16 protein-coding genes are annotated in these 19736 nt (G+C 73.1%); 9 read left to right on the top strand and 7 right to left on the bottom strand.

All coding sequences use genetic code 11. The features are described from left to right. The first annotated feature begins 41 nt into the window (after positions 1-41). From G3I77_RS20535 to G3I77_RS20510, 6 genes are read left to right on the top strand one after another with little or no spacing between them, the layout of a single operon-like run. Positions 42-620, top strand: a complete 579-nt coding sequence (locus tag G3I77_RS20535; protein WP_248505836.1) for an antibiotic biosynthesis monooxygenase — start codon at positions 42-44, stop codon at positions 618-620. 30 nt (positions 621-650) lie between these two features. Then, the gene (gene pabB / locus G3I77_RS20530) at positions 651-3482 is read left to right on the top strand and encodes an aminodeoxychorismate synthase component I (protein ID WP_248505834.1); all 2832 of its coding nucleotides are present in this window, start codon (positions 651-653) and stop codon (positions 3480-3482) included. Continuing rightward, positions 3479-5002 carry an AMP-binding protein gene (locus G3I77_RS20525; RefSeq protein ID WP_248505832.1) on the top strand — a complete coding sequence of 508 codons (1524 nt, stop codon included), beginning with the start codon at positions 3479-3481 and terminating at the stop codon, positions 5000-5002. The genes pabB and G3I77_RS20525 overlap by 4 nt, the downstream gene beginning before the upstream one ends. Positions 5003-5025: 23 nt before the next feature. Continuing rightward, positions 5026-6606, top strand: a complete 1581-nt coding sequence (locus tag G3I77_RS20520) for a class I adenylate-forming enzyme family protein (protein WP_248505830.1) — start codon at positions 5026-5028, stop codon at positions 6604-6606. Beyond that, on the top strand, positions 6603-7781 hold the full coding sequence (locus G3I77_RS20515; RefSeq protein ID WP_248505828.1) for an FAD-dependent oxidoreductase: 1179 nt from the start codon (positions 6603-6605) through the stop codon (positions 7779-7781). The genes G3I77_RS20520 and G3I77_RS20515 overlap by 4 nt, the downstream gene beginning before the upstream one ends. Before the next feature lie 13 nt (positions 7782-7794). Beyond that, on the top strand, positions 7795-8595 hold the full coding sequence (locus G3I77_RS20510) for an aminotransferase class IV (protein ID WP_248506118.1): 801 nt from the start codon (positions 7795-7797) through the stop codon (positions 8593-8595). Positions 8596-8654: 59 nt separating this feature from the next. On the opposite strand, the gene G3I77_RS20505 is transcribed toward G3I77_RS20510, so the two are convergent. Beyond that, the gene (locus G3I77_RS20505; RefSeq protein WP_248505826.1) at positions 8655-9122 is read right to left on the bottom strand and encodes a carboxymuconolactone decarboxylase family protein; all 468 of its coding nucleotides are present in this window, start codon (positions 9120-9122) and stop codon (positions 8655-8657) included. Positions 9123-9171: 49 nt separating this feature from the next. Further along, positions 9172-10593 carry a PLP-dependent aminotransferase family protein gene (locus G3I77_RS20500; protein ID WP_248505824.1) on the bottom strand — a complete coding sequence of 474 codons (1422 nt, stop codon included), beginning with the start codon at positions 10591-10593 and terminating at the stop codon, positions 9172-9174. Between the two features lie 47 nt (positions 10594-10640). Between G3I77_RS20500 and G3I77_RS20495 the strand changes: the two genes are divergently transcribed. The 3 genes from G3I77_RS20495 to G3I77_RS20485 are packed head-to-tail and all read left to right on the top strand — an operon-like array spanning position 10641 to position 12318. Then, a complete protein-coding gene (locus tag G3I77_RS20495; RefSeq protein ID WP_248505822.1) occupies positions 10641-11159 on the top strand; it encodes a carboxymuconolactone decarboxylase family protein in 519 nt (172 codons plus the stop codon). Further along, positions 11156-11602, top strand: a complete 447-nt coding sequence (locus tag G3I77_RS20490) for a carboxymuconolactone decarboxylase family protein (protein ID WP_248505820.1) — start codon at positions 11156-11158, stop codon at positions 11600-11602. The genes G3I77_RS20495 and G3I77_RS20490 overlap by 4 nt, the downstream gene beginning before the upstream one ends. Further along, positions 11599-12318: an isocitrate lyase/phosphoenolpyruvate mutase family protein gene (locus tag G3I77_RS20485; RefSeq protein WP_248505818.1), complete on the top strand. Its 720-nt coding sequence runs from the start codon at positions 11599-11601 to the stop codon at positions 12316-12318. Before G3I77_RS20490 ends, G3I77_RS20485 begins: the two co-directional genes overlap by 4 nt. Positions 12319-12324: 6 nt before the next feature. Here the strand turns inward: G3I77_RS20485 and G3I77_RS20480 are convergent, their stop codons facing one another. The 5 genes from G3I77_RS20480 to G3I77_RS20460 all read right to left on the bottom strand — a co-directional run bounded on the left by G3I77_RS20480 (position 12325) and on the right by G3I77_RS20460 (position 19499). Continuing rightward, positions 12325-13281 carry an ABC transporter substrate-binding protein gene (locus tag G3I77_RS20480; protein WP_248505816.1) on the bottom strand — a complete coding sequence of 319 codons (957 nt, stop codon included), beginning with the start codon at positions 13279-13281 and terminating at the stop codon, positions 12325-12327. A gap of 1 nt (position 13282) precedes the next feature. Next, the gene (locus G3I77_RS20475) at positions 13283-15232 is read right to left on the bottom strand and encodes a proline/glycine betaine ABC transporter permease (RefSeq protein ID WP_248505814.1); all 1950 of its coding nucleotides are present in this window, start codon (positions 15230-15232) and stop codon (positions 13283-13285) included. Continuing rightward, positions 15232-16338 carry a glycine betaine/L-proline ABC transporter ATP-binding protein gene (locus G3I77_RS20470; RefSeq protein ID WP_248505813.1) on the bottom strand — a complete coding sequence of 369 codons (1107 nt, stop codon included), beginning with the start codon at positions 16336-16338 and terminating at the stop codon, positions 15232-15234. Before G3I77_RS20470 ends, G3I77_RS20475 begins: the two co-directional genes overlap by 1 nt. Further along, complete coding sequence (locus G3I77_RS20465; protein WP_248505812.1) at positions 16335-17867, bottom strand: GMC family oxidoreductase; 1533 nt, start codon at positions 17865-17867, stop codon at positions 16335-16337. The genes G3I77_RS20470 and G3I77_RS20465 overlap by 4 nt, the downstream gene beginning before the upstream one ends. Positions 17868-17978: 111 nt before the next feature. Continuing rightward, positions 17979-19499, bottom strand: a complete 1521-nt coding sequence (locus G3I77_RS20460; protein ID WP_248505811.1) for an aldehyde dehydrogenase family protein — start codon at positions 19497-19499, stop codon at positions 17979-17981. Positions 19500-19736: the final 237 nt, after the last annotated feature.

The following is a 19736-nucleotide window of genomic DNA, read 5'->3' as shown; positions in this document are numbered from 1 at the left end:
GAATCTTGAACGCGAGGTGAGCGCTTTCCGTATGGGACGGCGTGACCAGTAATCCCGTCACGGTCACCGTGGCCTATCGCGTGGCGCCGGGCCGTGCGGCCGACTTCCACTCCTGGGGGTGGGCCTTGCTGGGCGCGACCGCGCGGCAGCCGGGGTTTCTGGGGGGTGGGGTACTTGTCGACGGAGGGGCGGAATGGCATGTCGTCTATCGCTTCGCCAGCGAGGGTTCGGCCCTGGCCTGGGAGAAATCACCCTCCCGGGAACAGTGGGACGCCCGGCTGGAGGGGGTCGCCCGGGAGGCGGAGCGCCGGAGGGTGCCGGGCGCCCGGGCCTGGTTCGACGCGCAGACGCTGACACCCGCGCCGCCGGCTCCGCCGTCGAAATGGAAACTGTGGTTCGTGAATATGAGCGCGGTTTTCCCGCCGGTGCTCCTGTTCAATCTGACGGTGCTTCCCTATCTCGGTGACCTCAATGCACTGTTTCGCACGCTGTTGTTGTGTCTGTGTGTGACGGCCCTTGTCACCTGGATTCTCATGCCGCGGCTCCAGCGTTTCTTCAGGAAATGGCTGTACCCGTCGCTCCAGGCACTGCGCGGGCGGCACAAACGCCGGGCCACATAGGCCCGCGAACGAACAGAGGGAGGTGGGCGGGTGAAGACCCTGCTCATCGACAATTACGACTCGTACACGTACAACCTGTTCCAGCTGCTCGCCGAGGTCAACGGCGAGGAGCCGGTGGTGGTCCGGAACGACGCGCCCGTCGACGGTCTTCCCGACCTCCGGGCGTTCGACAACCTCGTGGTGTCCCCCGGCCCCGGGCATCCGGGCGAGGCGCGGGACTTCGGCATCGGGGGCAGGCTGCTCGCGACCTCCCCGGTTCCCGTGCTCGGTGTGTGTCTGGGGCACCAGGGCATCGCGCTCGGGGAGGCCGGTCTTGTGGGGCCCGCTCCGGAGCCGCGGCACGGGCATCTGTCCACGATCCGGCACGACGGACGGGACCTGTTCCACGGGCTGCCGCAGCAGTTCACCGCTGTCCGCTACCACTCACTGGCCGTACGCGAGCCGCTGCCGGAGACGCTGGAGGCCACGGCCTGGGCGGAGGACGGCGTCCTGATGGGGCTCCGGCACCGCAGCCGGCCGCTGTGGGGGGTGCAGTTCCATCCCGAGTCGGTCCTCACCGAGTACGGGCACCGCATGCTCGTGAACTTCCGGAACCTCACCGCCGAGCGGGCCGGAAAGCTGCGCCCGAAGAACACGGCCGTGCCGTCGCAGCCGTCGCACGAGGGGGTCAGGCGGCGGCCCGTCGTCCCGGAGTGCGACGCGGGGGTCCGGGGGCGGACGGCGGTCCTTCCGGGCGCCAGTGGTCTTCGCCGGCCCGTGGCCGCGGCCGTCTTCCAGGTCGCTGCCGTCTCCCAGGGCACGGCGAACCCGCTTGGCGGGGCCGGGGCGGTCGCGTTCGGCGAAGCCGCCGCGTCGAGCGAGGCCGCCCCGGCGGAGGGGGCGTCCGGCGGAGCCGTCGGGTCCGCAGGGCGGGGGACACCCGCCGAGGCCGTCCCATCCGCCCCGGTTGCCCCGACGCCCGGCGGCGCCGGCCCGACGGGCGCAGCCACTTCACCGACCGGGACGGTCCCGGCCGCAGGGCAGGCGACGACCCCCGAGGTCTCCCCATCACCCCCGGCCGCTCCGGCGTCTGGCGGGGCCGTCCCGCCCGCCGGGCAGGAGACACACACCGAGACCGCCCTGTCCGCCCCGGCGCCCCGCGGCGCCAACCCGTCGAGCACGGCCACTCCGGACCCCGGGGCCGTCCCGCCCGCGGGGCAGGAGGCGCCCGCCGAGGTCGCCTCATCCGCCCCCGCGCCCCGCGGCGCCGGCGCGACGGGGGCGGCCGTCCCGTCGGCCAGGGCCGTCCCGGCCGCAGGGCGGGAGGCGATCGCCGAAGTCGGTCCCGTCGGTGTTGCCATTCCACGGCCCCGGCGCCCCGGGCGGGTCGGGTACCGGCTGCACACTCGGCGGGTCGCCGGTGCCGTTGATGCCGAGGCGGTCTTCGAGCGGATGTTCGCGGGGTCGCCGCGGAGCTTCTGGCTGGACAGTTCGCTGGTCGAGCCGGGGCGGTCGCGGTTCTCGTTCCTCGGGGACGACCAGGGGCCGCTCGCCGAGTTCGTGCGGTACGACGTCGGTGCCGGGCGGTGTGAGATCGAGCGGGCGGGCCGGCCGGTGCGGCGGGTCAGGGCGAGTGTCTTCGACTACCTCAAGCGGCAGTTGACCAGCCGCCGGGTGGACGCGACCGGTCTGCCGTTCGACTTCACCGGCGGTTACGTCGGCTACTTCGGCTACGAGGTGAAGGCCGACTGCGGGTCGTCCAACCGGCACCGCTCCCCCGCCCCGGACGCCGCCTGGCTGTTCGCCGACCGGGTCGTCGCGGTGGACCACGAGGAGGGCTTCACGTACGTCGTATGCCTGGCGGAGGACACCCCGCAGGCCGCGCGGGAGGCCGCCGACTGGCTGGAGGGCGTGCTGGCCGACCTCTCCTGCGTGGCGGCGGAGCGGCCGCCGCTGCCCGGACCGCCGGTCCCGGCCGACCCCGGCGCCGCCGAGCCCTGGCTGGTGCGCGACCGGGCGACGTACCTCGCGGACATCGAGGCGTGCCGGCGGGCGCTGCGGTCCGGCACCAGCTACGAGGTCTGTCTGACGAACGCCGCCCGGTTGCCCGCTCCGCCCGACGCGCTGGAGTTCTACCGGACGCTGCGCCGCGACAACCCGGCCCCGTACGCGGCGTTCCTGAGATTCGGGGAGCTGGAGGTGGCCGGTTCCTCACCCGAGCGGTTCCTGCGGATCGGCCGGGACGGCACCGCCGAGGCCCGGCCCGTGAAGGGCACCGCACCTCGGGGCGCGGGGCCGGAGGAGGACGCCCGGCTGCGGGACGCGCTCGCGTCGGACGCCAAGACCCGGGCCGAGAACCTGATGATCGTGGACCTGCTGCGCAACGACCTGGGGCAGGTCTGCCGGACCGGGACCGTGCGGGTCTCCAAGCTGATGGCCACGGAGACGTACGCCACCGTGCACCAGCTGGTGTCGACCGTGGAGGGCAGGCTGCGGCCGGGCACGGACGCGGTGGACTGTGTGCGGGCCTGCTTCCCGGGCGGGTCGATGACCGGCGCGCCGAAGCTGCGCACGCTGGAGATCATCGACTCGCTGGAGACCGAGGCCCGCGGCGTCTACTCCGGCGCCCTCGGCTACTTCGGGTGCGGTGGCGGTGCGGACCTCAGCATCGTGATCCGGACCGCCGTCGTCGCCGACGGTGTGATGCATCTGGGCGCGGGCGGCGCGATCGTGCTGGGCTCCGATCCGGACGCGGAGTACGAGGAGATGCTGCTGAAGACGGCGGCCCCGATGCGGGCCCTCCATCAGCACACGGCCGACCGGATGCGGCGGCAGGGCCCGCCGGGGCAGAAGGCCGGGGCGGCCGGGGAGGGCCGGCGATGACCAGTCCGCAGGTCACGCTGAGCCCGGCCGAGGCCGAGGCGCCCGGGAATCTCGCGGCCCACCTGGCGGAGCTCGCCGAGCGGCGCGGGTGGGGTGGGCGGGCCGCCTTCCACCAGGGGCACCGGGCCTGGACCCACGGTGAGGTGCACGACCTCGCGGCCCGTGCGGCGACCGTGCTCGCCGGGCACGGGGTGCGCCCCGGCGACCGTGTGCTGCTCGCGCTGCCGGACTCCCTCGCCTGGGTGACGGCGTTCCTCGCCACCGCCCGCCTCGGTGCCGTCGCGGTCCCGGTCAACCCCGAACTCCCCGCCGCCGACCACGCGTTCCTGGCCGAGGACACCGACGCCGTGCTGGGTGTGACGGGGCCGGGTCTGGAGGAACGGTTCGCCGGCCGGGCGGAGCTCGGTGCCGACCGACTGATGGCCCTCGCCCCCGCCGCCGAGCCCACTCCCGCCCATCAGGCCGGCCGGCACACCCCGCTCTACGTGCAGTACACCTCCGGCACGACGGGCCGGCCCAAGGGCGTCGTGCACACGCACGGCGATCCACGGACGTATCACGACCTGGTCGGGCGGCGGGTACTGCGGATCACCGCGGACGACGTCACCCTGTCGGTGTCGAAGCTGTTCTTCGCCTACGGGTTCGGCAACGCCTTCGTCTTCCCGCTGTTCTCCGGCTCGTCGGCCGTGCTGGTCGACCGGCGGCCCGGTCCGGCCACGATCGACGAGCTCGTCGCCCGGCACCGGGTGACGCTGCTGTACTCCGTGCCGTCCGCGTTCGCGGCGCTGGTCGCCGAGCGGGGTCACGGGCACGAGGGCTGCTTCGCCTCGGTGCGGGCCGCGGTGTCGGCCGGTGAGGGGCTGCCGGAGGGGCTGGCCCGGCAGGTGACCACACTGCTGGGCGCGCCGGTGCTGGAGCAGCTCGGCTCCACCGAGGCCGGGCACGCGTTCTGCGCCAACGGCTTCGCCCACAACCACCCGGGCACCGTCGGCCCTCCCGTCCCCGGCTTCGAGGTGGAGCTGCGCGACCGTGACGGCCATCCGGTGCCGGACGGCGACGAGGGCGAGATGTGGGTGCGCGGGCCGACGGTGACACCCGGCTATCTCAACCGGCCGGAGGAGACCGCCCGGACCCTCGTGGACGGCTGGCTGGCGACGCGGGACCGGGCCAGCCGCGAACCGGACGGCACCTACCGGCATCTGGGCCGCGTGGACGACATGGAGATGGTCGGCGGCATCACCGTCTCCCCGCTGGAGGTGGAGGCCGTGCTGCGCGGCCATCCGGCGGTGCGGGAGGTGGTGGTCGCGGCCGTCCCGGACGGGCGCGGCGCGAGCCGGCTGCGCGCCTTCGTGGTCCCCGCCCCGCCCGTCCGGGACGGCCTGGCCGAGGAGTTGATCGGCCTGGCGCGCGAGAGCCTCGCCGCGTTCAAGGTCCCCCGCAGCGTCAGCTTCGTCCCGTCGCTGCCCCACACCCCGACCGGGAAGCTCCGCCGCCATCTGGTGCGCAAGGGCGCCTGGTGAACACCACGGAGAGGAACGCCCCCATGCGACAGCCCCTGCTCGCCGACCGAGGGTTCTATCTGGGACCGGTCTTCCGGCGTGCGGCCGACCGGCACGGGGCGGTCTTCGTCACGCTCGACCGGCCGCTCGACGTCGCCCCCGACCTCGGCGTCGACCTGAGCTACCGCGTGCTGGCCGATGTGGTCGAGGAGTTGTCCGGCCGGTTGTGGGAGGCCGGGGTGCGGCCCTCGGAGCAGGTCGTCGTGCACAAGGCCGACAACGTCGACATCATGCTGCTGACCTGTGCCGTCTCCCGTATCGGGGCCGTGCCCGTGCTGTTGTCGCCCGCGCTGGCCCCCGCGGTGGCCGGGCAGCTTCTCGCACGGCTGCGGCGGCCCTGGCTGGTCACCGACGGCCCGACGCTGGACGGCCTGAAGGACGTCGACCTGTCCGGGCCGGTGCGGCGGACGCTGTCCGTGGACGACGCGCCCGGGGCCGAGCCGCTGGCGGCGTACTCCGGCTCCGAACCGCCCCCGCCCGTCCGGCTGCACCCCCGCGAACCCGCCCTGATCACCCACAGCTCGGGCACCACCGGCGTGCCCAAACTGGCCGTGCACTGCGCGCGGACCATGTGGAACCGGCTCGTGCCGCAGCAGGCGATGGGCCGGCCCACCCGGGGCGAGACCGCCGCGCTGCACCTGTCGTTCGTGCACTCGCGCTTCTACCATCTGCTCGGCGTCCTGCTGCACTTCGGCAGCCCGCTCGTGCTGATCACCGACCCGGACCCGGCCGCGGTCGGCCCGCTGCTGGTCCGGCACCGGCCCGGCATCGTGGAGACGCACCCCAACACGTTCGTGCTGTGGGAGGAACTGGCCGGCGCGCCCGGAGGGCCGCTGTCCCGGGTCCGGTCGTACGGCTCGACGTTCGACGCGATCCATCCGCGCACCGTGCGGCGGCTGCTGGGCGCTTCGCGGCGGCGTACGCCCTGGCTGATCCAGCTGTACGGGCAGAGCGAGACGGGCCCGGTGGCGTTCCAGGTGGTGACCCGGCGCGGTGCGGCCCGGGCGGACGGCCGCCGGGTCGGGTTCGCGATACCCGGCTTCACCCGGGTCCGGGTGACCGGCGCCGGGGGCGGGCGGGTGCCGCCCGGCACACCGGGCCGGATCGAGGCGCGCACCCGGGGCCGGATCCTCACCTACCTCGGCATGCCGGAGCGCTACGACCGCCAGCTCACCGACGGCTGGTGGGAGATGGGCGACCTGGGCTACCGGAGCCGTCTGGGCGCGCTGTACCTGATCGACCGGGAGGTCGACCGGATCGACGCGGTGCACAGCAACCTGGAGGTCGAGGACACGCTGATGTCCCGGCTGGAGGAGCTGCGCGAGGTCGTGATCGTTCCGGGGGCGGACCGCGAGCCGGTGCCGGTCGTGTGCGTGCGCGGGGATCGGCCCCTGGATCCGGAGCGCTGGCGGCGGGCCACGGCCGGGCTGCCGGCGATGGCCGAGCCCCGGCAGTGGCGGTTCGAGGAGCTGCCGATGACGGCGACCTGGAAGGTGAAGCGGCTGGAGATCGCCCGGATGCTGTCCGGTGTGCCGGATTCCAGGGCCGAAGGCGCCCGGGCATGACCCCGGTCGTGGTCGTGGGCGCCGGACCGGTGGGCCTGTCGGCGGCCCTCGCGCTGCGGGCGCACGGCCTGCCGGTCACACTGCTGGAGGCCGATCCCGAGGACCGTGAACGGCCCGGCAGCCGGGCCCTGTTCGTGCACCGGGAGACCCTCGCCCTGCTGGACGCGACGCAGCCCGGCCTCGCCGCCGAGATCACCTCGTACGGACGGACCTGGCACACCAGGCGCACCCTCTACCGGGGACGCGAGGTGTACGCCCGCACCTTCCCGCCCCCGTCCGGCCCGCCGCCCTTCACCAGCCTGCGCCAGACGGACACCGAACGCTTTCTGCGCGCGGCCTGTGCGCGGGCCGGGGTCGACGTCGTGTGGGACGCCCGCGTGACGGGTGTGCACAGCACGGAGAGCGGGGTCCTGCTGACGGGTGCGGACGGGCGGGAGTGGAGCGCTTCCCACGTCGTCGCCGCCGACGGGGCGCGCTCCGCGGTCCGGCGCGAGCTGGGCATCGAGCTGGAGGGCACCCGCGGCGAGGGCTTCCACGTCGTCGTGGACGTCGCCGATGTGCCGGGCGCCGAGCTGCCGTTGGAGCGGGTCTTCCACTACGAGCATCCCGGGGCCGGTGGGCGCAGTGTGATGCGGGTGCCGTTCACCGGGGGCTTCCAGATCGACCTCCAGTGCGGCGACGACGACCGGCCGGAGGAGTTCGGCACCGAGGAGGCGGTACGGCGCCGGCTGCCCGCGATCGTCGGGGACGGCTACGGGGAGCGGATCCTGTGGGTGTCGACGTACCGCTTCCTGCGCGTGGTGGCGGCCTCGTTCACCGATCGGCACCGGCGGGTGCTGCTGGCCGGTGAGGCGGCGCACCTCTTCCCGCCGTTCGGGGCGCGCGGGATGAACAGCGGGATCGCGGACGCGGCGGCGGCCGCCGAGGCGATCGCCGCGGGCACCGGCGAGGCGGTCGCGCACTTCGCGGAGGTGCGGCGCGCGGCGGGCCTGTTCAACATGGCCGCCGCCGGTAGGGCCCTGGACCATCTGAGGCCGCGCCGCCGGATCGTCCGGGTCGGGCAGCGGGCCGCGGCGGCCCTGGCGCCGGTGCTGCCGTGGTGTGGATCCTGGCTGGAGCACGCGCCGTACGGGCCCCGGCACGGGGCGCCCGCCGTCGCGGGCCGCACGTACTGAGGAGGACCTCGTGGTGACAAGACCGGCGGTGGCGGAGGGCCTGTGGGCGTGGACGCCCGGCCGTGGCCTGGCCCCGGCTCCGGAGCGGACGGCGGGAGGGCGGCTGCTCGTCGCCGACTCGTGGCTGCTGCGCGAGGGCAGGGTGCGGGCCTACGCCCGGCACCGGGAGCGGTTCTCGCGGTCCTGCGGTGAGTGCGGCGGGCCGGAGCCACGCCGGCTCGTCGCGTTCTGGCAGGACGTGACCGCCGCCCTGCCGCGCACGGGGGCGTGGTTCCCCCGGGTGGAACTCGCGGCCGGGTCCCTGGAGCTGCGGCTGCTGCTGCGGCCCGCTCCGCCGCTCGGCGCGGGGGTGCGCCTCTGGGCGGCGGGCCAGTCCGATCCGCGGACCGTGCCCCGCCGCAAGGGCCCGGACCTGGACACCCTGGCCCGGGTGCGGCGCCGGGCCGCGGGCGAGGGCGCGGAGGAGGCGGTGCTGATCGCCCCGTCGGGCACGGTCCTGGAGTCGGCCACCGCCAGTGTCCTGTGGTGGGAGGACGACACCCTGTGCCTGCCCCCGCCGCGGCTGCCCGTGCTGCCGGGTGTGACGGCCGGGCTGGTCCAGGAGCGGGCGCTGCGCTCCGGGTTCCGGATCGCGCACCCCGAGCGGACCGTGGCCGAGCTGGACGGCCGTGAGGTGTGGCTGGTGAACGCGCTGCACGGGATCCGGCCCGTGACGGGCTGGATCGGACGGCCGATGGGAATTCCTCCGGCGGAACGGGCCGGGGAATGGCGGACATGGCTGGACGGCATGATGGAGCCGCTGCCGACCGAATGAACAGCGGGGAAAAGCGACGCCGGATCGAATGAGACCCGGCGGCTTTTCTCCTGCCCTTTTCAGCTTTTCGGAACCATACGTGTCGCTATCGCGATGCGGTTGTAGGCGTTGATGACGGTGGCCGACCAGATGAGGGCCGCGAGCTGGTTCTCGTCGAACACCCCGGCCGCCTCGGCGTAGACCGCGTCCGGTACGCGGCCGTCGTGAACCAGCGTCACCGCCTCGGTCAACGCCAGGGCGGCGCGCTCGCGTTCGGTGAAGAAGGGCGTCTCCCGCCAGGCGTTCAGGGTGTGGAGGCGCTGCTCGGACTCGCCCTGTTCGCGGGCGTCCCGGGTGTGCATGTCGAGGCAGAACGCGCAGCCGTTGATCTGCGAGGCGCGGATCCTGACGAGTTCCAGCAGTTCCGGCTCGAGCTTGGCGTCCTCGGCCGCGGAAACGGCGGCGGCGTGCAGGGAGCCCATGGCGGCGGAGACATCGGGGGTGATTTTCTTCAGGGCCACGCGGGATATGGAAGAACGTTCACTCATGGGGTGACCATATCCTTCGGACTGTATGTCCGAGGTGGAATGCGCTCGATTATCCGGGCAGTACCGCGCACAGCGCGTCCAGCGCCCCCGACCAGGCGTGGTCCGGCGGTGTGCCGTATCCGACGACCAGGGCGTCGACGGGCTCGGCCCGCGCGGCGGGGTTGCTGTAGCGGGCGAGGCCGTGGAGCGCGAGACCCCTCCAGTGCGCCGCCTGCACCACCGACTGCTCGGTGCCGGGCGGCAGGCGCAGCAGGACGTGCAGACCGGCCGCGATGCCGGTGACGCGGGCTTCGGGGGCCCGGGCGGCGACGGCGGCGACCAGGGCGTCCCGGCGGCGCCGGTAGCGCAGGCGGGTCGCGCGGACGTGCCGGTCGTAGGCACCGGACGTGAGGAACTCGGCCAGGGTCAGCTGGTCCAGCACCCCGCACGTGTCGACGCCGCCCTTCGCCGCCGCGACCTCCTCGGCGAGGCCCGGCGGCAGCACCGTCCAGGCCAGCCGCAGGCCGGGCGCGAGGGACTTGCTCGCGGTGCCCAGGTAGACCACCCGGTCGGGGTCCAGGCCCTGGAGCGCGCCGACGGGCTGCCGGTCGTAGCGGAACTCACCGTCGTAGTCGTCCTCCAGTACCAGCCCGCCGGTGCGCCGCGCCCAGTCCACGACGGCCGCACGGCGGTCGCGGTGCAGGGGCACGCCCATGGGGAACTGGTGGGCGGGGGTGAGGAGAACGGCCTCGGCGGCCGCCGGCCCGCCCGGGTCGGTGCCGAGTCGGTCGAAGGGCAGCGGGGTGGTGCGCAGCCCGCACGCGGCCAGGATCCTCCCGTGCACGTCGAGGCCGTACGACTCGACCGCGACCGTCCGTGCCCCGCGGGCCCGCAGGACCGTGCCGAGCAGCTTCAGGCCGTGCGCGAACCCACCGCACACCACGATCCGTTCGGGGTCGGCGCGCACGCCCCGGGCCCGGGCGAGGTACCCGGCGAGCGCGTCCCGCAGCTCGGGGCGACCACGCGGGTCGCCGTAGTCGAGGGCGTGGTGCGGGGCGGCGGTGAGGGCGCGCCGGGCGGCCTTGAGCCACTCCGCGCGCGGGAAGGACGCGAGGTCGGGGCTGCCGGGGCGCAGATCGTAGGCCGGGCGGGTGAGGGCACGGGGGTGGGGTGCCGTGCCGGACGGCGGGACGACCTCGCTCCCCCACTGCCTGAAGGGCGTGGGAGGTACCCCCATCGCGACCCGGGTGCCCGAGCCCTGCCGGGCGGTGAGCCAGCCCTCGGCGACCAGGTCGGCGTAGGCGTCGGCGACGGTGTTGCGGGCGATGCCCAGGTCGGCGGCGAGCGCGCGGGAGGAGGGCAGCCGGGTGCCGGGGGCCAGCCGGCCGGAGCGCACCGCCTCGCGCAGGGCGTCTGTCAGCCCTCGGCGCAGGCCCGGCCCGGTCGGTTCCACATGCAGGTCGATGCCCAGAGTGGCCCAAGGTTCCGCCATGGAAATGGACCATACTCCTGGGCTGCTTTCTTCCTAGGGTCGAGGGCATGACGACGCATCCCGACGACACGACGACCACGACGACCGTGGAGTACGCCCCCGAGCGGCCCGCCCGCCTGGAGTGGGCCAAGCACGCGCCCGAGGTCTACAAGGCGATGATCCGGCTGGAGACCGCCGCCCGTAAGGGCCTCGACCACACGCTGTACGAGCTGGTGAAGATCCGCGCCTCCCAGATCAACCACTGCGCGTTCTGCATCGACATGCACACCAAGGACGCCCTCGCGTCCGGCGAGAGCGTCGAGCGGATCGTGCAGCTCAGCGCCTGGGACGAGTCGCGGCACTTCTACACCGCGAAGGAGATCGCGGCGCTGGAGCTGACGGAGGCGGTGACGGTCCTCACGGACGGCTTCGTGCCGGACGAGGTCTACGACAACGCCGCCGAGCACTTCGAGGAGGCCGAGCTGGCGCAGGTCATCGCCGCGATCACGACGATCAACGCCTGGAACCGGTTCGGGGTGACCTGCCGCATGGCGCCGGGCCACTACCAGCCGGGGCAGTACAAGTGACGACCCGCACCCGGCTGCTGGATCCGGCGGTCGCCCGGGCCATGTCGGCTCTCAGCGCCACGGCGAAGAAGGGTCTCGGCGACCCGGCCCTCGCCGAACTCGTCGTGATCCGCGCCTCGCAGCTCAACCACTGCGCGTTCTGCCTCGACATGCATCTCGCGCTCGCCCGCGCGTCCGGGGTGAGCGAGCGGCAGCTCGATCTGCTGGCCGCGTGGGAGGAGGCCGAGGAGGTCTTCGACGAGCGGGAGCGGGCCGCGCTGGCGCTGACGGAGGCGGTGACGGTCCTCACGGAAGGCTTCGTGCCGGACGAGGTCTACGACAACGCCGCCAAGCACTTCGACGAGACGCGGCTGGCCCATCTGATCGGGCTGGTCGTCGCCATCAACAACTGGAACCGGGTGATGGTCGGTCGCCGGATTCCGCCAGGGGGTTACACGCCATGAACAAGGCCGATCTGTTCCGCGCCCTCCACCACCACCGGGTACCCGGCGATCCCCTCGTGCTGCCCGGGCCGTGGGACGCGGCCAGTGCGCGGGTGTTCGCCGAGGCCGGGTTCCCCGCGCTCGCCACGCCCAGCGCCGGGGTCGCCGCCTCCCTCGGGTACGAGGACGGGCAGGTCCCGGCCGACGAGATGTTCGCGGCGGTCGCCCGGATCGTCCGGGCCGTCGACGTGCCGGTGTCGGCGGACGTGGAGGGCGGCTACGGGCTCGCGCCGAAGGAGCTGGTGGAGCGGCTGCTGGAGATCGGGGCGGTCGGCTGCAACCTGGAGGACTCCGCGGACGGGGTGCTCAAGGACCCCCGCGCGCACGCCGGCCGGCTGGCCGAGGTGCGGGAGGCGGCCGGTGACCGGCTCTTCGTCAACGCGCGCGTGGACACCTTCGCCCGCGGGGTCGACGACCCCGACCGGGCCATCGAGCGGGCCGCGCTGTACGTCGCCGCGGGCGCCGACTGCGTGTACCCGATCGGCGCCCCGCCGGAGGTGCTGCCGCTGCTGCGCGCCGGGATCCAGGGCCCGATCAACGTGGGAGCCCCGACCGACGGTGGCCCCTCACCCGCCGAACTCGGCGCGCGAGGGGCCACCCGGATCACCTTCGGGCCGGGACTCCAGCGGCGGGCCACCCGGGCCCTGCGGGAGATCGCCGCCGGCCTGCGACCCTAGGGACGCTCAGGACAGCCACTTCTTCCACGTGGACTCGTGGCTGTCCACCCACTTCTTCGCCGCGTCCTCCGGCGTCATCTTCTTGTCGGCGATCATCAGGGAGACCTCGTTCTGGTCCTCGGTCGTCCACTTGAACTTCTTCAGGAAGGCCGCCGCCTTGCCGCCGTTCTTCGCGAAGTCCGTGTTCAGGTACTTCTGCAGCGGCGTGTGCGGGTAGGCGCAGGCGACCTTCTCCGGATCGGCGTCGCAGCCCTCCTTGTACGGCGGCAGCTTCACCTCGGTCATCGGGACCTTCTTGAAGAGCCACTGCGGCGTGTACCAGTAGGTGAGGAAGGGCTTCTTCTCCTTGGCGAACTGCCGTATCTGGGTGATCTGCGCCGCCTCGGAGCCCGCGAACACCACCTGGTAGTCCAGCTTCAGGTTCTTCACCAGCGCCTTGTCGTTGGTGACGTAGGACGGCGAACCGTCCATCAGCTGGCCCTTGTCGCCGCTCTCCGGGGTGCGGAACTGATCGGCGTACTTGTTGAGGTTCTTCCAGTTCGTGATGTCCGGGTGCTGCTTGGCGAGGTACGTCGGGACGAACCAGCCGATGTGGCCGGTGACGCCGAGTTCACCGCCGGGGCTGATCGTCTTCTTGTCCTTGACGTACCGCTGCTCCTGCTCGGGGTGGCCCCAGTCCTCCAGGAGCGCGTCGACGCGGCCCTGGCTGAGGGCGTCCCAGGCGGGCACCTCGTCCACCTGGACGGTGTCGACGCGGTAGCCCAGCTCGTGCTCCAGGATGTACTGGGCGACGGCCACGTTGGCCTGCGCGCCCACCCAGGACTGCACGGACAGGGTCACGGTCTTGGCGCCCTGCGCGCCCGCGAAGGGCGAGGCCTGCTTGGTCATGTCGGCGGCGCCGCAGCCGGTGAGCAGCGCCAGCGAGCTCACCGCGGCGACCGCGGCAGTGGTACGGACTCGCATGTCACGCTCCCTTCTTCGCGCGGCGTTCGGTGGGCTGGGTCACCCGGTCGAGCATCAGGCCGAGGCAGACGATCGCCCCGCCGGCCACCAGACCGGTCGCCAGGTCGCCCTGGGCGAGGCCGAAGACGACGTCGTAGCCGAGGGCGCCACCGCCGACCAGGCCGCCGATGACGACGACGGCGAGGACCAGGACGAGGCCCTGGTTGACGGCGAGCAGCAGCGCCGGGCGGGCCAGCGGGAGCTGCACCTGCCTCAGCTGCTGCCAGCTGGTCGCACCGAGCGAGCCGGAGGCCTCCAGCGCGGCCGGGTCGACCTGGCGCAGGCCCTGGGTGGTGATGCGGACGACGGCCGGCAGCGCGTAGACGATCGCGGCCGCGACGGCCGGGGCGCGGCCGACGCCGAACAGGGCGACGACCGGGATCAGGTACACGAACTGCGGCATCGTCTGGAACACGTCGAGGACCGGACGCAGCGCCCGCTCCAGGCGGTCGCTGCGGGCCGCGGCGATACCGACGGCGAAGCCGACGGCCAGGGTGACGGCGACGGCCGCCAGGACCTGGGAGAGGGTGTCCAGGGACGGCTTCCAGACGCCGAGGACACCGATCGCGGCCATGGCGAGGACGGCGGTGAGCGCGGTGCGCCAGGTGCCGATCACCCAGGCCAGGGCGGCGACGATCAGCAGGACCGACCACCAGGGCAACGCCTGCAGGCCGTCGCGCACCGGGTCGAGGACCCAGGTGGTGAAGTGGCCCGCCCAGTCGGCGGTGCCGCCGATGACGGGGACGCCCGAGTACAGGTGCGCGGTCATCCAGTCGACGGCGCGGTTGACGGGTTCGGCGATGCCGACGACCCAGGCGTCGGGCCAGTCGAGGCGGCCCGCGAGCCGCCCGGCGACCGCCACGACGACGACGCCGGCGAGGGCGTAGAGCCAGCCGCGGCCGCTGTGGGGCTCGGGTTCGGCGCCGAGCCGCTCCCCCGCCGCCCCGGTGACGCGGTCCAGGACGACGGCCAGCAGCACGATCGGGATACCGGCGGCGAGCGCGGCACCGACGTCGACCGAGGCCAGGGCCTGGTAGACGCGGTCACCGAGACCGCCCGCGCCGATGACGGCCGCGATGACGGCCATGGACAGCGCCATCATGATCGTCTGGTTGACGCCGAGGAGGAGTTCCTTGCGGGCCAGCGGGACCCGGGCGGTCAGCAGGCGCTGGCGCGCCGTGGAGCCGAGCGACTCGACGGCCTCCAGCACCTCCTTGTCGGCGCCGCGCAGACCGAGCGAGGTCAGGCGGGCCATGGGCGGGGCGGCGTAGATGACGGTGGCCAGCACGGCCGCCGGGACGCCGATGCCGAAGACCAGCACGACCGGCAGCAGGTAGGCGAAGGCGGGCAGCACCTGCATGGTGTCCAGGACCGGCCGCAGCACGCGGTCCATCCGGTCGGACAGCCCGGCGGCGAGACCGAGCAGCACGCCCACCGCGACCGACGCGAGGACCGCGACGACCATCAGGGCGAGCGTCTGCATGGTCGGCACCCACATGCCGAGCAGCCCGCAGGCGAGGAACGCGGCTGCCGTGCCGAGCGCCAGCTTCACGCCCGCCACGCGCCAGGCGACCAGCGCGCCCAGGGCCGTGACGCCCGCCCAGCCGACGGCGAGCAGGGCGAGGTAGACGGCCCGTACGGCGATGACGACGACGTTGCTGACGTGGCCGAAGAAGTACAGGAACAGCGGGTGGCTGTCGCGGTTGTCGATGATCCAGTCGCTGACCTTGGCGAGCGGCTCGGAGAAGTCGACGGTCAGCGCGCTCGGCCAGGTGCCGCTCGACCAGCGGGCGATGGCCAGCGGCACGAGGATCGCGGCGGCGAGGGCGAGCAGCAGCAGCTTGCGGACGGCCGGGTGCTTGAGGAGGGCGGGCAGGCCGAGGCGCGGCGGGGACGCGGTGATGGTCGCCATCACACCGCCTCCTCGGGCTGCCGCGGCCCGGGCGGAGCGGTCTGCTCCGTCCCGGCGACCACGCCGAGGAGCGTGTCGGCGTCGACGACGCCCACGCACCGGCCCTCGTCGACGACCCGGGCCGGAGCGCCGGCGCGGGCGACCGCCTCGATCGCCTCGGACACCGTCGCGTCGGGCCGCACCGCGGGGCCCCTGCCGTCCTGGTCCGCCGAGGGGCGGCGCATGGCCGAGCGGACGGTGAGGACCTGCTCGCGCGGGACGTCCCGGACGAACTCGCGCACGTACTCGTCGGCGGGCGAGCCGACGATCTCCTCGGGCGTGCCGAGCTGCACGACGCGGCCGTCGCGCATCAGGGCGATACGGTCGCCCAGCTTGAGGGCTTCCTGGAGGTCGTGCGTGATGAAGACCATCGTGCGGCCCTCTTCGTGGTGCAGCCGGATGACCTCTTCCTGCATGTCGCGCCGGATCAGCGGGTCGAGCGCGCTGAACGGCTCGTCGAAGAGCAGGACCTCGGGGTCGACGGCGAGCGCGCGGGCGAGGCCCACGCGCTGCCGCTGGCCGCCGGAGAGCTGGCCCGGGCGGCGGTGCTCCATGCCTTCCAGACCGACCTTGGCGACGACCTCCGCGGCCCGCTCGCGCCGCTCGGACTTGCCCATGCCCTGGATCTCCAGGCCGTAGGCGACGTTGTCGAGGACGGTGCGGTGCGGCAGCAGACCGAAGTGCTGGAAGACCATCGCGGCGCGGTGGCGGCGCAGTTCGCGCAGCCGGGAGCGGTCCATGGCGCGGACGTCCTCGCCGTCGATGGCGATGGTGCCGGCCGTCGGCTCGATCAGCCGGGTCAGACAGCGCACCAGCGTGGACTTGCCGGAGCCGGACAGGCCCATGACGACGAAGACCTCGCCCTTGCGCACGTCGAAACTGACGTCCCGGACGGCGGCCGTGCAGCCGGTGCGGGAGCGCAGCTCGGCGGGGTCGAGGGCGGCGAGCTCGGGGTCGGCGGGAACGCGGTCGGCCTTGGGGCCGAACACCTTCCACAGGCCCTCCACCGAGAAGACGGGTGTGGTGTCCATGGTCTGCTCCGTGGGGGGTTCGAGGGTCGCGGTCATCGGGAACCGCCACCGATCAGCTCGGCGGCCTTCTCCCCGACCATGAGCACGCCGATCATCGGGTTGACGGTGGTCATGGTGGGGAAGACGGAGGCGTCCGCGATGCGGATGCCCTCCAGGCCGCGGATGCGCAGCTCGGGGTCGACGACGGCGGAGGGGTCGTCGGCGTCGCCCATCCTGCAGGTGCCGGCGGGGTGGTAGACGGTGTGCGCGACCTTGCGGGCGTACTCGCTGAGCTCCTCGTCACCGGTGACGTCCGGGCCGGGGCAGACCTCGCGCTTGAGCCAGCCGGCCAGCGGCTCGGTCCCCGCGATCTCGCGGGCGATCCTGATGCCGTCGACGAGGGTGCGGCCGTCGTAGTCGTCCTCGTCGGTGAAGTAGCGGAAGTCCAGCGCGGGCTTGACCTCGGGGTCGGCGCTGGTCAGGTACAGCCGGCCGCGGCTCTTCGGCTTGGGGATGTTCGGGGTCATCGAGACGCCGAACTCGGGCCGCTGGTAGCCCAGTCGCTCCGGGTTGTCCGTGAACGGGACCTGGTAGAAGTGGAACATCAGGTCGGGGTGCGGCAGTTCGGGGTCGCGGCGCACGAACAGGCCCGCGTCGGAGTCCATCGCGGAGTTCTCCGGGATGGGGCCGTTCGTCTCCCAGACGATGACCGACTCGGGGTGGTCGAGGAGGTTCTCGCCGATGCCCGGCAGGTCGTGCGTGACGGGGATGCCGAGCTTCTCCAGGTCGGCCTTGGGGCCGATGCCTGAGTGCATCAGCAGCCGGGGCGAGTCGACGGCGCCGGCACACAGCACGACCTCGTTGCGGGCCTTGACGAGGATCTCCTCACCGTCCTTGGTGCGCACGTGGACGCCCTCGGCGCGGTCGCCGTCCAGCTCCAGCTTGTACGCCCAGGTCTCCAGCAGGATCGTCAGGTTGGGGCGCTCGTCCATCACCGGGTGGAGGTAGGCCACCGACGCCGAGGACCGCTTGTTGTTCTCGGGGTGGTAGGCGAGGTCGAAGAAGCCGACGCCCTCGGTGAACGGCTTCTTGTTGAAGCCCTCGACGCGCGGGACACCGAGCGTCTCCTGGGCCGCGTCGACGAAGTCGCGGGCGATGGCGTTCCGGTCCTTCTCGTCGACCGGGACGACGTTGTTGAGCAGCCGGGCGAAGTACGCCTCCATCTGCACCGCGCCCCAGCCCTTGGCGCCGGCGGCCTCCCACTCGTCCCAGTCGGCGGGCAGCGGCTTGAAGGCGATCAGGGTGTTGTGCGAGGAGCAGCCGCCCAGGACGCGGGCCCGGCTGTGCCGGATATGCGAGTTTCCGCGTGGCTGTTCGGTGGTGGGGTAGTCGTAGTCGAGCTCGCCGCCGAGCAGGCCCATCCAACGGCGCAGGGTCAGCACGTCGTCACGGCCGACGTCGCTGGGGCCGCCCTCGATGACGGCCACGGTGACGTCCGGATTCTCGGTCAGGCGGGAGGCGATCACGGAACCTGCGGTTCCGCCGCCTATCACGACATAGTCGTACTCGTGACTGGTGTGGGACATGGCGTACTTGCTCCAGTGGGGATGAAGGGACGGGCTTCGGGGATGGGGACGTCATCCCGGGGTGTGGAGGTCAGCCCGGGATGGGGGGTCGGCAGCCCGACGGGGAACGGGTCAGCCCGCGAACCAGCGCACCGGCTTCGGAGCGAGGTTCTGGTAGACGTGCTTGGTCTCGCGGTACTCGGCGAGCCCGGCGGGGCCGAGTTCGCGGCCCACTCCGCTCTTGCCGAAACCGCCCCACTCCGCCTGCGGCAGGTAGGGGTGGAAGTCGTTGATCCAGATCGTGCCGTGGCGCAGCCGCCCGGCCACACGGCGGGCGCGGCCCGCGTCGGAGGTCCAGACGCCGCCCGCGAGGCCGTACTCGGTGTCGTTGGCGAGTGCGACGGCCTCGTCCTCGGTACGGAAGGTCTCGACGGTGAGGACCGGCCCGAAGACCTCCTCCCGGATGACGCGCATCTCACGGTGGCAGTGGTCGAGGACGGTCGGCTCGTAGAAGTAGCCGTTCTCCGGGCGCTGCGGTGACGGCTCGGGGCGCTTGCCGCCGGAGCGCAGCACCGCGCCTTCCTTGAGGGCGGACTCGACGTACATCTCGACCTTGGCGCGCTGCTGCTCGGAGACGAGCGGGCCGCACTCGACGCCGTCCTCGGTGCCGCGGCCGAGGCGGATCTTGTCGGCACGCCGGGCGAGTTCGGTGACGAAGCGGTCCCGGACGGACTCCTCGATGATGAGGCGGGCGCCGGCCGAGCAGACCTGGCCGCTGTGGATGAAGGCGGCGTTGAGGGCCTGGTCGACGGCGGTGTCGAAGCCCTCCTCGGTGGCGCAGGCGTCGGCGAAGACGACGTTGGGGTTCTTGCCGCCGAGTTCGAGGGCGACCTTCTTGACGGTCGGGGCGGCGGCCTCGGCGACCTTGGTGCCGCTGACCAGGCCGCCGGTGAAGGAGACCAGGTCGACGTCGGGGTGCTCGGACAGGCGCGCACCGACGGAGTGGCCCGGCCCGGTGACGATGTTGGCGACCCCTTCGGGGAGCCCGGCCTCGACGAGCAGCTCGATGAGCGCGATCGTCGTCATCGGCGTGATCTCGCTCGGCTTGACGACGAAGGTGTTGCCGGCGGCGAGAGCGGGGGCGATCTTCCAACTGGCCTGGAGCAGCGGGTAGTTCCAGGGCGTGATCATCGCGCAGACGCCGACGGGCTCGTGCACGACGACGCTGTGGATGTCGGTCGAGCCGGCGTCCACGACCCGGCCGGGGGCCTCGCCGGCGACCAGGTCGGCGAAGTAGCGGAAGGCGTCGGCGACGCAGTCGATGTCGACACGGCCCTCCTCGACGGTCTTGCCGGCGTCGCGGGCCTCCAGCCGGCCCAGCTCCTCGCGGTCCCGCACGAGCAGGTCGGCGACGCGCCTCAGCAGCGCGGCCCGCTCGGTGACGGGCGTGCGCGGCCAGGGCCCCTGGTCGAAGGCGCGCCGGGCCGCGGCGATCGCCAGATCGGTGTCCTTCTCGTCACCCTCCGCGACCACGGCGAAGGGCAGGGCGTCCGCTGGGTCGAGGACCTCGCGGGTGGCTCCGGAGGTGGCCGCACGCCACTCTCCTCCCGCATGGATGGTTTGACGCGCCTGAAGTTCGGTACTTTCCGCCATGATCGCTCTTTGCCTTCCGTTCCTGATCAGCGCCCCTGCGTCACATACGTGTCACTAAGAGACCGAGTTCGCCTGCCCTACTCCCTCGGATGCATGCGCGTCCATGGCCGAAAGTGCGCTGTGTCACGGGAGATGCGGGCGAATGCCCCCAAAACACCCACAGATGCCCGCCATGGCGGGCGTACTCCTCGATCAGGGCGACGGGCGTCCGCCGTGCGCTCGGGGAACGCCCGTCAC

Source organism: Streptomyces sp. D2-8 (genome assembly GCF_023184515.1).
In the GTDB taxonomy this organism is placed as follows: domain Bacteria; phylum Actinomycetota; class Actinomycetes; order Streptomycetales; family Streptomycetaceae; genus Streptomyces.
The sequence above is the reverse complement of the archived record's forward strand: the minus strand, read 5'-3'. Positions and strand labels throughout refer to the sequence as shown.

Bases quoted from the DNA above. Each gene is read 5' to 3' on its own strand.
- G3I77_RS20480 (WP_248505816.1), bottom strand. From the start codon at position 13,281: ATGCGAGTCCGTACCACTGCCGCGGTCGCCGCGGTGAGCTCGCTGGCG.
- G3I77_RS20495 (WP_248505822.1), top strand. From the start codon at position 10,641: ATGACGACGCATCCCGACGACACGACGACCACGACGACCGTGGAGTAC.
- G3I77_RS20470 (WP_248505813.1), bottom strand. From the start codon at position 16,338: ATGACCGCGACCCTCGAACCCCCCACGGAGCAGACCATGGACACCACA.
- G3I77_RS20515 (WP_248505828.1), top strand. From the start codon at position 6,603: ATGACCCCGGTCGTGGTCGTGGGCGCCGGACCGGTGGGCCTGTCGGCG.
- G3I77_RS20465 (WP_248505812.1), bottom strand. From the start codon at position 17,867: ATGTCCCACACCAGTCACGAGTACGACTATGTCGTGATAGGCGGCGGA.
- G3I77_RS20475 (WP_248505814.1), bottom strand. From the start codon at position 15,232: ATGGCGACCATCACCGCGTCCCCGCCGCGCCTCGGCCTGCCCGCCCTC.
- G3I77_RS20525 (WP_248505832.1), top strand. From the start codon at position 3,479: ATGACCAGTCCGCAGGTCACGCTGAGCCCGGCCGAGGCCGAGGCGCCC.
- G3I77_RS20460 (WP_248505811.1), bottom strand. From the start codon at position 19,499: ATGGCGGAAAGTACCGAACTTCAGGCGCGTCAAACCATCCATGCGGGA.
- G3I77_RS20505 (WP_248505826.1), bottom strand. From the start codon at position 9,122: ATGAGTGAACGTTCTTCCATATCCCGCGTGGCCCTGAAGAAAATCACC.
- G3I77_RS20520 (WP_248505830.1), top strand. From the start codon at position 5,026: ATGCGACAGCCCCTGCTCGCCGACCGAGGGTTCTATCTGGGACCGGTC.
- G3I77_RS20485 (WP_248505818.1), top strand. From the start codon at position 11,599: ATGAACAAGGCCGATCTGTTCCGCGCCCTCCACCACCACCGGGTACCC.
- G3I77_RS20500 (WP_248505824.1), bottom strand. From the start codon at position 10,593: ATGGCGGAACCTTGGGCCACTCTGGGCATCGACCTGCATGTGGAACCG.